Origin of the sequence: Chromobacterium sp. LK1, assembly GCF_001043555.1 — a bacterium.
Lineage (GTDB): Bacteria > Pseudomonadota > Gammaproteobacteria > Burkholderiales > Chromobacteriaceae > Chromobacterium > Chromobacterium aquaticum.
Genome location: NZ_LDUI01000003.1, coordinates 96262 through 107359 on the forward strand (window position 1 = coordinate 96262; position 11098 = coordinate 107359).

The window sequence follows — 11098 nt, forward strand, 5'->3', positions numbered from 1 at the left end:
TCATTTACTATGACTGTGGCACAGCATTCCTCTCGGCGTAAAGCTCGGCTTTCAGTTGCTTTGCACAGGTAATAATGGTGCTCCGGTCACCTATCGAGGCGCCAAGAGCCAAAGCCTTGTCTCGCACACTCACAGTGACATCGTAGTGAGGATAAACTGAACGTTCTTGAAACCAGGACCGGCGAAGTCCAAGTTGTCGAGCGAACTCATGTAATTCAGATAGAGTATCGGCAACCAGATGGCACCACAGCGTGCCTTTCCACGGTATGCACTCGTTATCTACGTAGATAGCCATACTTGCCAATTTGCAAAAATATTTGCAAAATAATAGGCAATATGCAGAGAAATCGCAAGTCTGTTCAGAAAGCAGAGGAGCTCGGTGGCGTTTTACGCCAGCGGCGGAAGGAGCTTGGGCTAAAGCTTAGCGGCCTGGCGGGTGTCTTGCAGATTGATGTTGGTCAACTCTCAAGGTTTGAGCGTGGCGAGTTCAAGTATATATCTCGAAATTTGCAAAAAGTTATGGTATTTTTGCAAATATCGACTGAGAAAGAACAGGAGAAGTCCGAGGACATTGTTTGGCAGTTTGCTGAGCTTCTTGGTCGCTCTGAAAGACATCGGGCGGCTGCAATAGCGTTAGTTCGTGCGCTACAAGAGCTGCGGTAGCTATTGAGCCTCCTTAGACAAGTACACAGTGTCCATCATCGCGAACGCTTTCAGCTTGCAAGTGGTATGGGCAGGACTTTGCGGCAGGTCCTCATCTACTGGATAAGCAAAAAGCATATAATCTCAAAGACTTCACCATCCAGCTGAATGATTCAGCCTAATCGCAACGTCATGTCAACATGCCCCTTCTGCACTCTGTCTCCGAACCATCACCTGTTCTCCAATGCCCACGGTGTGGTGATCCGAGATGGCTTCCCCATTTCCCCTGGCCACACGCTGATTGTCCCGCGCCGGCATATTGCCTCCTTCTTTGAGCTGGAGCCCGCAGAGCGGGAAGGGCTGATGGTGCTGCTGGACCAGGCTCGCCAGCAGTTGTTGGAGGAACTGAAGCCGGATGGGTTCAATATTGGTATCAACGATGGCGCGGCAGCGGGGCAGACGGTGCCGCATTTGCACATCCACCTGATCCCACGTTTTGCTGGGGACAGGGAGGACCCGCGTGGCGGGGTGCGTTGGGTTATCCCTGAAAAAGCCGACTACTGGTCGCCGCGATGACGGCGGCGCCTTCCGCGCAGGAACAAATCTCCTTCATCCTAAAGCTTCAGCGTTTGTTTAGTGAGGGCGAGTTCAGCGCCACGTACAAGTTTGCCTTGCTGTTGAGCCTGGCCGAGCTGGCGGTGGAGTGCGGGGACGATAGTGGTGCGGCTTTGAGCCTGCCAATGGCCAAGGTGGGGGAGAAGTTTGCCGAGCTGTATTGGCGGCAAGTGCCGCCTTATTCCTCTGGCTTGGCTGACACGGTGGGTGAGACGCTGCATCAGAACAAGGGCTCGGTGGTGGCGCTCATGCGGCCTTTGCGGCAACTGCATGCCTTGAGCCATGGCCAGTGGTCGCAAGTGCGGGCTTTGTCGGTTTGGCCGGCTTGCCTAAGGGCTATCTGCCAAACGGTACGAGATATGCCCTTGAAGCATTTGCAGATGCTGGGGGGCCAGTTGGATCCTTTCCTTTATACCTATCCATGTCCACCCGACCGGGTGGTGTTGAATGCCGGAGTGGCGTTCAATCTGCGTCGTTACCAAGAGCTGGTGCAGCAACTGGCCAAGGCCGGTTGGTTGGAGCATGTGCGTAGTAATAAGCTGAACCGGGTGATTCTGGGGATGCGGGATGATCTGGAAACCTTCATGTTCGGCTCCGCCCGAGCGGATCTTAGCGAGGTGGCCCAGGTGTTGGGCCCTTTGCAGCAGCAGTGCTGTTTCTATTGTCAGCAGCCCATCAAGGGCAAGGCGCAGGTGGATCACTTCATCCCCTGGTCTCGCTATCCGCGGGACACCGCGCATAACTTTGTGTTGGCGCATGCGGTATGCAACCGTAGCAAGCGAGACATGTTGGCAGCCAAGCCACATTTGGAACGTTGGCTGGCGCATCTCTCTAGGCATGGCGATGAGCAAGGTGTGCTACTAGCACAGTTGGGCTTTGTCTCAGACCAAGGGTGTTCGCTTAGCGTGGCGGAGTGGGCGTACCAAAGTGGTGTGCAGGCACAAGCTCTAGCTTGGCGTGAGAAAAGTAATACGGAGGCTGTGGAGGCAGACTGTTTGGCGTTGTTCTAGGCTCTGCGGCTTGTTTGAAGGCTATGGCGGGCTAGCATTTTTCTGAAGAAGGGATGGTAGTCATGGGGGAGCTTCCTCAACTGTTGAAAGCGTTACCGGCGTCACTGAACTGGGTGGTGACCGTAATCTTGCTGGTGGCTTGTATCTTCTATTTCATCGAAAAGTCCCAGGCCATCTATACGAACATGAAGTATGAGGGGCGCAAGAAGAAAGCAGAAGAGGTCAGTGTTGTTGACTCCTTGGTGGTGGGGGACCGGCAACTGGAGTTGTTGAATGAGGAGAGCAAGCTTCAGCAGGCTTTTTTCAGGATTAGCGGCCTTAATGTAAATAAACGCGATAGAGAGAATATTCTGAAGATTTATTGGCTGGTGCCCATGCGCTATGGAGATCTTAAGTATCTTTATGATTTCCTAGGCCAAGAGACGGATGGCAAGTATCGGGTCCAAATCGGACTGGGGGAGTTGCTTCAGATTTTAGCCGCAGTTGTCATAATGCTTCTGTTCGCCGTTACGGGGATGAAGGCCGTTCTTATTATTGGCGGGGGGCATGCGCTTTGGCAGTTTGGCGTGGGTCTTTCAACCATGGCTTTAGTTTTTTTGGTATTTGCCTTGTCACTTTCTCTCATTTTGAAGTTCGCCATTGTCTGGAAGGTGTCCAAGAGGTTGGATGAGTTGGGCAAGTTGGACGGTGAGCCTGGTTGGAAATATCAGGTCAAAACAGCATGGAAAAATGGGTGGAAGATTTTGTTTGGAATCATCGTGTTTTTAGTTGTGTTGGCCCTGGGTTCGTACAGCAGCTTGTGATGGTGTTTGTTGTATCAAAATATTGAACCACGCCGCAGCCTCTGCGGCGTTTCCACACTCACCCAACCACCACGTCCCGCCCCAGCCCTCCAAGCCACTTCGTGTGTCCCCCACACCTACACCTGTCCTTTAGTCCAAGAGAACGCATTCCCAGACCACTCCGGCTTGTGACTGTCGTCCTAACTTCATAAAATTTCAGGCTTATTTTCAATGTCATACCGCCGCTTGGCGGTGTTTTCGTTTGGAATGCCGATGGACCTGAATGCACTGTTGGCCAGCTTTGCTTCCGCCTTTGGCCAAGACAACCGGATGTTGACCTTGCAGCTTGGGGAGGGGCAGTTCGCCGCGGAACAGCTGCTGCCGCTCAGCCTGGAGGGCGAGGAGGGGGTTTCCCAGCCTTATCGCTATACGCTGACCTGCCTATCTCCGGACGGCAATATCCCGCTGAAGACGCTGTTGGGCCAGCCGGCCCGGATTGGCATCCTGGGCGTGGAGGGCGGGGAGGCGATCCGTTGCGGCGTGGTCAGCCAGGCCAGTTTGGTGGGGTCGGACGGTGGCTTTGCCCGCTATCAGCTGGTCGTGGAAGCGCCGTTCGCCTTGCTGCGCCACCGCAGGACCTCCCGGGTATTCCAGGACCTGTCCGTGCCGGACATCGTCAAACAAATCCTCAGTGAACACCAGCAAGCCAACCCCATCTTCGCCCGCGTGCAAACGTTGGCCTTGCAGCTCAAGCCGGCCGCGCCGCGCAGCTATGCGTTGCAATATCGCGAGAGCGATTACGATTTCATCGTCCGCCTGTTGCATGAAGAGGGTTACGCCTGGCGTTTCCGCCACTTGGAGGCGGATGGGCCGCGGGTGGAGCTTGCCATCTTTGACGATGCCCACGCCTTGCCGGCCTCCCCGCTGCAGCGGGTGCGCTTCCATCGCAGCGACGCCACCGAGGAAGAGGATGGCCTGACGGGTTGGGAAGCCGCGCGCCAGATTGTGCCCGGCGCCAGCGCGCTGGCCAGTTACGATTACAAGCCGGTGCTCACCCAGCAAGGCCGGGAAGCCAGCCGGGTGGAGCAGGGCCAGTTTGGTCAGGCCTTGCAAAGCAGCCTGGGCCATTACGATGCGCCGGGCCTGTATTACGCCGGGGACGAGGAGCAACTGGGCCGCTATGCCGTGCTGCGGCAACAGGCTAACGATTTGCAGGCCAAGATCTTCAGCGGCAGCGGCGCGGTGCGCGGCCTGTTGCCGGGGGAGTGGTTCCGTCTGGACGATCACCCCGCGCATGAGGACGACGCGGAGGAGAAACGCCAGTTTGTTGTCACCGGCCAGCGCTTTCAGGCGCGCAACAATCTGCCGCGGGATCTGGCGCAGCACCTGGGCGCGGAGGCCGACGCCGCGCCGTTCAGCGCCGCCATCCAGGCCCAGCGCCGTGGCATTCCGCTGACGCCGGCTTATGCCGGCACCGCTCACGCCAAGCCCACCAGCCTGGGCGTGCAAACCGCCACCGTGGTGGGGCCGGCCAGCGGCGATGCCGGGGCGGAGAGCCCCGGAGAAGTGCATACCGACGAGCACGGCCGCATCAAGATTCAGTTCCATTGGCAGCGCCCGGAAGAGCATCCCGGCATCGGCGCGGGCATGGACGACAAATCCTCCTGCTGGGTGCGGGTGGCGATGCCGTCCGCCGGCGCCGGCTGGGGTCATCAGTTTCTGCCGCGCATCGGCCAGGAAGTGCTGGTGGACTTTATCGAAGGCGATATTGATCGCCCGGTGGTCAAGGCCGTGGTCTACAACGGCAGCCATCCCGCGCCGGACTTCAGCGGAGCAGGCAGCCTGCCGGCCAATAAGACGCTGTCCGGCATCAAATCGAAAGAGCATCAGGGCGGCGGCTATAACGAGCTGCTGTTTGACGACACCCCCGGCGAAGTACGCGCCAAGCTGTCCAGCGAGGTGGGCAAGACCCAGCTCAACCAAGGCTTCCTCACCCACCCGCGCAGCAATGGCCAGGCCCAGCCGCGCGGCGACGGGTTTGAGCTGCGGACGGACCAGCACGGCGCCATCCGTGCCGCCCACGGCCTGTTGCTGTCCACGGAGGCGCAAGGCGGCGGCGCGGGCAAGCAGCTGGCGCGGGAGCAGGCCAACAGCCAGCTACAAGTGGTGGTGGCCCTGAGCCAGGCGCTGGCCGAAACCGCCACCACGCAGCAGGCCGACACCATGGAAACCGGGCCGGACGGCATTGGCGACGACAACGCCAGCAGCGGCAAACGGGAACAAGGCCATGTGCTGCACCAGTTGCAGGCGTTGGAGGCCTGGGAGGCCGGCAGCAATACCGATCCGGACGGCAAAACCGCCAAGGAACAGGCCGGCCAGCAAGCCTTGCTGGTGTTGTCCGCGCCGGCCGGCATTGCCAGCCTGTCCGGGCAAAGCCAGACCCTGGCCGCGGAAACCCATCTCAACCTGGTGGCGCAGCGCGACACCAATCAAAGCAGCGGCCGGCGCTGGATTCATAACGTCGGCAAGCACATCAGCCTGTTCGTGGCCGGCGTGGCGGATCAGGTGGCGATGAAGTGGATAGCCGCCAAGGGCAAGATTCAGCTACAGGCGCAAAGCGACAGCATTGAGCTGACGGCGGACAAGGACGTCACCATCACCTCCTGCAAGGAACGCATCACCATTGCGGCCAAGGACGAAATCCTGCTGACCAGCGGCGGCGGTTATATCCGCCTCAAAGGCGGCGATATTGAAGTGCACTGCCCGGGCACGGTTAGCATCAAGGGCAGTAGTCATGTATTGAGCGGGCCGGCCAGCCTGAACTACAGAATGCCCACCTTCGGCCAAGTCTACAGTGGACGTTTTCAGTTGCAGGACCAGAAAACCGGTGCGCCGCTGGTTGGCCGGGCTTACTGCATTAAGCAGGCCGGAGGCCGCACCCTCAGCGGGTATAGCGATAAGGACGGCTGGACCCTGACCGCCATGAGCCGGCAGCCGGAAGGGATGAAGTTGCAAGTGTTGGAGCCCGCACCGGCCAAAACCGAGACATTGCACCTGGCCGGCGGCGGCCAGCACGAGTTGGAACTCGAAATGCGCAATGACGCCCCGCAAGGATGATCCGCATGACCTCTACCCAAATAGTCGGTAACGGCCTTACGCGGCTGGAAGAAGATCAGCAGTATGCCAAGCTGCCCTCTACGAAAAACAAGCCTTACCTGCAGTCCAAGGCCGAGGTGGCGGTGAGAGTGCCTGATGTGCGCATCGGGGTCAGCAAGCTGGGAAAGACCTTCACCATCAATGCGCGGCAAGCGGTGATGAGCGCTGAGATTAGGGGGGATGAGGAGAACCATAAATACCTGTGGTACTACAAAGCCGAGGTCAGTTTCGATATGCCTTCAAGTAGTAGAGGGGTACCAAAGCCCTTTCTTAGTACTACGGAAGGCAGCAATCCCAACCGCCGACACTCGCTAACCCCTTTTCCTAAAGGCCTGCGTAAGAATTATCTGCGCCGTCCGGACCTGATCATTGTTAAGGACAAGGCGGTACGTTGGCCCGGAAGAGCGACGAAGGATCACGATGGCGTTCCGCATGGGGATAATCTGCACCGTGTTGTCGAGATCAAGTTTCCGGGCGACAGTTTGCATCGGGAGCAAGCTGAGGCTTATCAACAGATAGCGGGAGGTTTGGATCGTTTTACGCTATTGCATGTGATTCCACCAGGAAAAAAGCGGAGGCAGACCGAGCCGGTGAAGAAGCCCGCGCCCGTGTTTGCGCCCAGAGCAGATGGCATACCGCGTGGCGAGAACCGGCGGGTGCCAATATATGGCCCCAAGCCCTTGCCCGATCCCGCCTTTTATGAAGAATGGTTGGATGACGCCAAGCAGTTGGTGCACAGCTTGGCGGAGGATGGCAAAGCGCTGGCGCAAAACCTGCGTCAAGCGGTGGGTCAGTTGTCCGCCAAGGTGCAGGCGGAACTGAAGCAGCATGCGCCCTGGTTGTTTACCGCTGGGCACTGGCTGCAAGACAAGGCCAACGATACCTGGCACTTCGTCAACGAGCAGGGGAAGCGCATTGCCAGTTGGACCAGTGCGCAATTACGCGCGGCCTGGGCGGAAATTCAGCGCGTGACCGATCTGACCCTGGAAACCTTACGCCAGATAGACTGGACTCAAGTGTTGTTGGACATTGGCAAGGGCTTACTTGCCGTCGCGGTGGTTATCGCCGGGGTGGTGGTGGTGTTTGTGCTAGGGGGGTGGCTGGTGGCGGCATTGGCCGCGCTGGTGGAAATGGGAGCGGCCGCCTGGGCCGCTGTTGCAGTCATGTTGGGCGGCGGCGCCATGGCCGCCGCTTCTTGATGGCAGGATGGATGAAGCAAAAATGAGTGCACAAGAATATCAGCGCATGCAGGCCTATGCCCGTATTGCCAAGCAAGTGGATTTTATTGAAGGGGTGACTCCAGAGGGCCTGGTGCTAGTCCGGCTGGGGCTGATTTGCACCGTGTATTTCCGCAATGGTGGGCAGCGGGACATGGGCTACAAGGTATTAGGGTGCTTCGACCGTTTTGTCGAGCAGTTTGGCGAACATCTACAAGGCCAGTTTCATAGCCTAAGTGGCCGCAGTTTTACCAGCCTGCGGAAAGACAGCATTGTGAAGGCTAGAGTGAAGCTCCAAGAACTGATAGATGAAGGGGCGATGTTTTCTTGGGATTTACAAAGCGAAAAAACGGCGGAGGTGGCTGCTGAATACCATATCGAGACGCTGACTAGCAATATTGACCATGATCCTGAGTGGCTGTCCTATCTGAAGATCACATTGCCATGGCAGTTGTTGGAAGAGCTGGATGGCGAGCAGCGGTTCAAGGATTGGGTACGTTATTTGTGCGAAACGCTGGATGTGGACCAGGGCTACGCTGGCTTGGCCTGCAATCTCCCCTATGACTACCATCAATTCCAGCCATACGAGTTCCAGATGGCACAGCGATATAGCGGCCTAATGGTGGACCCGGCTCCACATTTGGATAAGGCGGCTTTAGAGGATGGCATCAAAGGCGTCAACTGGCTGACGCTGCTGGGGCCTCGCTATATCGAGCAGCTGGGCGGCATGGCCGCGCTCAAGCAACAGCTGCAGTTGCCCGATGTCAGCGTGCAGGAAACCGATAACGGCAGATTAATGGTTCAGGCTGGCGTGTTGCCGGATGTCGGCGCACCGGAAGATGGCCATCCGCCGGCCTATGTGGCGGTGAACCGGGTGCTCAAGTCGGTGCGGGTGCCTCATCCGGATCAGCTGCATACCTGCATGGACGATGCAGAGGGCTTCACCAAGGCCAATACCTTGGCGTGGTATGCGCGTTTTGACGATGCGATACCGGCGGCCAGCGTGCCGCCGCAGGCGTCAGCCGGTGGCTTGCGCTGCGAAGCCGGGCTGCCCTGCCCGGAAAGTGGGATCTGGTGGACGCCGGCGAAAGACAGCTCGCATCAACACTTTAAGAAAGGGGACCTCATGCCGGATTTCCCTGGATCAAGTTATGGCAGCACGATCTGGTATCGAGAACCGGCCCCCGACGCAAGATGAGTGCAGTGATGTGGAGCGTGCTGGTGGCCATGCTGGCGGGGGCTTTGGGTAAGCGCTAATCCAACGATTGGAGATCGCATTGTGGGAGATGTCCGGATAGAAACAGTGGTGCAGCTACAAGCTCATCTTAAGCAGTTATTGAGCCTGGACGATGACCGCTTTACCGCTACTGGAACGCAGACGGTTTGTTTTGTTGACATGCCCGCAAAGAAATTATTGGAGCACTTCAAGGACTGGCAAGGTCAGGCGGGGTGGGAGAAATTAGGTAGGGATTGGGTCTGCTCTAATCAAGAGCGTAATGTAAGCTTTTATGTCAGAGCGATTGCGCCTTCTGCCGCATTGCTTATTTCCACTGTTAAGACACTACATAACAAATATCTAACGCGATTTGGTGGTGGCGTAGTGGATGAAAATATAAATGAGCAGCAACTAAGGTATCTGAACGCCTATGGCCGCATTCTCAATCAGGCGGATTACATTGATGGCGTAAGCCCGGAAGGCGAGGTGCTGGCTAAACTGGGGTTGATTTGCACCGTGTACTTCCGCAAGGGCGGGCAGCGGGACATGGGGTACAAGGTATTAGGTTGCTTCGACCGCTTTGTCGAGCAATTTGGCCCACATCTAAAGGGGCAGTTTCATGACTTTAGTAGAAGAGGGTTCACCTCGCTGCGTAAAGACAGCATAACGAAAGCCAAGGAAAAACTATCCGGATTAGTGGATGAAGGGACTCTGTTTTTTTGGGTTCTGCAAAGCGAAAGAAATGGCGAGCTGCCTGCTGAGTACGCCATCCAGGCGATGACCTGCAATATCGACCATGATTCCGAGTGGCTGTCCTATTTAAAGATCACATTGCCATGGCAGTTGCTGGAAGAGGCGGATGGCGAGTGGCAGTTCAAGGATTGGGTGCGTTATCTGTGCGAAACCTTGGATGTGGACCAAGGCTATGCTGGCTTGGCCTGCAATCTTCCCTATGACTACCATCAATTCCAGCCATACGAGTTCCAGATGGCACAGCGTTATAGCGGCTTGATGGTGGACTCTGCACCTTACCTGGACAAGGCGGCTTTAGAAGATGGCATCAAAGGCGTCAACTGGCTGACGTTGCTGGGGCCTCGCTATATCGAGAAGCTGGGCGGCATGGCCGCGCTCAAGCAGCAGCTGCAGTTGCCCGATGTCAGCGTGCAGGAAACCGATAACGGCAGATTGATGATTCAGGCTGGTGTGTTGCCGGATGTCGGTGCGCAGGAAGATGGCCATCCTCCTGCCTATGTAGCGGTGAATCGGGTGCTCAAGTCGGTGAGGGTGCCTCATCCGGATCAGCTGCATACCGGCATGGACGATGCGGAAGGCTTCACCAAGGCCAATACCTTGGCGTGGTATGCGCGGTTTGATGAGGTGGAAAAGGCATATGAGGCGCATGAGCCAGCGCGGTGACGAGCCCCTTGCCGCATGGCCTAAATACTAACGCCGCAGCCTCCCCGCTGCGGCGTTGTTACGTCTACATCACTTCCGATATCTGCACGAAGCCGGCCTGCAGTTCCTGGCGGATGGGTTCCAGCAAGGCCACGATTTGTTCGCAGTTGACTTGCTGGTCCTCCTGGCAGTTCAGCAGCAGCGTCATCATGGCGTGCAGGCTCTGGTTGGCGGTGTGGACATGGACAATGCCGCGGCTTAGGGCTTCATCGGCTTGCAGGTAGGACTGTTCCAGGATGGAGACCATGGCGTTGGCTTCGTCCTGGCCGCTGGTGGTGAGGTAGAGCTGTCTGATCTGCTCGCGCAGTTGCAGCAGCGGTGGCTGGAGTTGGACGGTGGCGGCGCTCATGGCTGGTCCTCCATGGCCGTGAACATCGCTGTGGGGTGGGTCGGACGGGGGTGCTGCCGGTAGAAACTCAATATATTCATTATGGCCTCCACTAACATCGCTTTAGGGATGCCTGCGCGGCACGCACGGAAGGCGTGGGCAGGCACATGACAAAGTGGGAGGACCGGACATCCAACGGCAGCCCCGGAGGGCTCAGTGCCATGCGCCCGCCCGGATGGTGGCAGACGCAACAGCACATAACGAATCGCGGCCAAGCGATTTGCTACGGGATATCAAACGGGCCTCCCAGCCCATGGCTGCGTTATTTGGCGCAGCGCACGGACGAGAGTAAGGGGGGAAGGCGGGGGCGTCAAGGTTGGGAGGCCTGTCCGTTGGGGAAATGAATGCCGCCATGTTCATGCTTTTTACACGGGGAATCGCCCCGATTTTGCCATGTTGTATTTTCCCACCATTCATTGCCGGCAGGCGCTTGCTCATTTAGCGATGCCTTGGATGATAAATGGAATGGAGATGATGCGCTGGGCTGGTGAAAGGCGTTTGCATGATATTGGTATTTTGGCGGGCCGGGGTGGAGCGGGCAAAGTGGCGCGTATTGCAGCGCTATTATGCAATAAGACCCGCTCACAAGCCCGCTGATTCTACGTGTGCTGTTGGCG

The 11098-nt window shown here is 57.5% G+C and carries 11 protein-coding genes; 9 read left to right on the forward strand and 2 right to left on the reverse strand.

Going from position 1 to position 11098, the window contains the following annotated elements; all coding sequences use genetic code 11:
- Nucleotides 1–7: 7 nt before the first annotated feature.
- Nucleotides 8–295 carry a DUF4031 domain-containing protein gene (locus VI26_RS25280; RefSeq protein WP_082150830.1) on the reverse strand — a complete coding sequence of 96 codons (288 nt, stop codon included), beginning with the start codon at nt 293–295 and terminating at the stop codon, nt 8–10.
- Between the two features lie 41 nt (nt 296–336).
- Between VI26_RS25280 and VI26_RS02200 the strand changes: the two genes are divergently transcribed.
- The 8 genes from VI26_RS02200 (at nt 337) to VI26_RS23550 (ending at nt 10054) form a co-directional block, all read left to right on the forward strand.
- Nucleotides 337–663 (forward strand): helix-turn-helix domain-containing protein, encoded by a 327-nt coding sequence (locus tag VI26_RS02200; protein ID WP_048408102.1) that lies wholly within the window; start codon nt 337–339, stop codon nt 661–663.
- Between the two features lie 147 nt (nt 664–810).
- Nucleotides 811–1218, forward strand: coding sequence for an HIT family protein (locus VI26_RS02205; RefSeq protein ID WP_231580944.1), 408 nt, complete (start codon nt 811–813; stop codon nt 1216–1218).
- Nucleotides 1215–2267, forward strand: a complete 1053-nt coding sequence (locus VI26_RS02210) for an HNH endonuclease (protein WP_048408104.1) — start codon at nt 1215–1217, stop codon at nt 2265–2267. The genes VI26_RS02205 and VI26_RS02210 overlap by 4 nt, the downstream gene beginning before the upstream one ends.
- A 62-nt stretch (nt 2268–2329) precedes the next feature.
- Nucleotides 2330–3070: a hypothetical protein gene (locus VI26_RS02215; RefSeq protein WP_156183706.1), complete on the forward strand. Its 741-nt coding sequence runs from the start codon at nt 2330–2332 to the stop codon at nt 3068–3070.
- A 252-nt stretch (nt 3071–3322) separates the two neighbouring features.
- The gene (locus VI26_RS02220) at nt 3323–6166 is read left to right on the forward strand and encodes a type VI secretion system Vgr family protein (protein ID WP_082150831.1); all 2844 of its coding nucleotides are present in this window, start codon (nt 3323–3325) and stop codon (nt 6164–6166) included.
- 5 nt (nt 6167–6171) lie between these two features.
- Entirely contained in the window at nt 6172–7404 is a 1233-nt protein-coding gene (locus tag VI26_RS02225) for a VRR-NUC domain-containing protein (protein WP_048408195.1), read from the forward strand.
- A gap of 7 nt (nt 7405–7411) precedes the next feature.
- Nucleotides 7412–8620: a DUF3396 domain-containing protein gene (locus VI26_RS02230; RefSeq protein WP_082150832.1), complete on the forward strand. Its 1209-nt coding sequence runs from the start codon at nt 7412–7414 to the stop codon at nt 8618–8620.
- 108 nt (nt 8621–8728) lie between these two features.
- Nucleotides 8729–10054, forward strand: a complete 1326-nt coding sequence (locus tag VI26_RS23550; RefSeq protein ID WP_156183707.1) for a DUF3396 domain-containing protein — start codon at nt 8729–8731, stop codon at nt 10052–10054.
- Between the two features lie 64 nt (nt 10055–10118).
- Here VI26_RS23550 and VI26_RS02240 read toward each other — a convergent pair whose 3' ends face one another.
- Nucleotides 10119–10442, reverse strand: coding sequence for a hypothetical protein (locus tag VI26_RS02240; protein ID WP_048408106.1), 324 nt, complete (start codon nt 10440–10442; stop codon nt 10119–10121).
- A 432-nt stretch (nt 10443–10874) separates the two neighbouring features.
- Here VI26_RS02240 and VI26_RS24215 point away from each other — a divergent pair, with 432 nt between their 5' ends.
- Nucleotides 10875–11078 (forward strand): hypothetical protein, encoded by a 204-nt coding sequence (locus VI26_RS24215; protein ID WP_156183708.1) that lies wholly within the window; start codon nt 10875–10877, stop codon nt 11076–11078.
- The last annotated feature ends 20 nt before the right edge of the window (nt 11079–11098 follow it).

What these genes read in the sequence shown, in the direction of transcription:
- VI26_RS02215 (WP_156183706.1), top strand. Translation starts at nt 2,330, where the DNA reads ATGGGGGAGCTTCCTCAACTGTTGAAAGCGTTACCGGCGTCACTGAAC.
- VI26_RS02205 (WP_231580944.1), top strand. Translation starts at nt 811, where the DNA reads ATGATTCAGCCTAATCGCAACGTCATGTCAACATGCCCCTTCTGCACT.
- VI26_RS25280 (WP_082150830.1), bottom strand. Translation starts at nt 295, where the DNA reads ATGGCTATCTACGTAGATAACGAGTGCATACCGTGGAAAGGCACGCTG.
- VI26_RS02220 (WP_082150831.1), top strand. Translation starts at nt 3,323, where the DNA reads ATGGACCTGAATGCACTGTTGGCCAGCTTTGCTTCCGCCTTTGGCCAA.
- VI26_RS24215 (WP_156183708.1), top strand. Translation starts at nt 10,875, where the DNA reads ATGTTGTATTTTCCCACCATTCATTGCCGGCAGGCGCTTGCTCATTTA.
- VI26_RS02230 (WP_082150832.1), top strand. Translation starts at nt 7,412, where the DNA reads ATGGATGAAGCAAAAATGAGTGCACAAGAATATCAGCGCATGCAGGCC.
- VI26_RS02200 (WP_048408102.1), top strand. Translation starts at nt 337, where the DNA reads ATGCAGAGAAATCGCAAGTCTGTTCAGAAAGCAGAGGAGCTCGGTGGC.
- VI26_RS02210 (WP_048408104.1), top strand. Translation starts at nt 1,215, where the DNA reads ATGACGGCGGCGCCTTCCGCGCAGGAACAAATCTCCTTCATCCTAAAG.
- VI26_RS02225 (WP_048408195.1), top strand. Translation starts at nt 6,172, where the DNA reads ATGACCTCTACCCAAATAGTCGGTAACGGCCTTACGCGGCTGGAAGAA.
- VI26_RS02240 (WP_048408106.1), bottom strand. Translation starts at nt 10,442, where the DNA reads ATGAGCGCCGCCACCGTCCAACTCCAGCCACCGCTGCTGCAACTGCGC.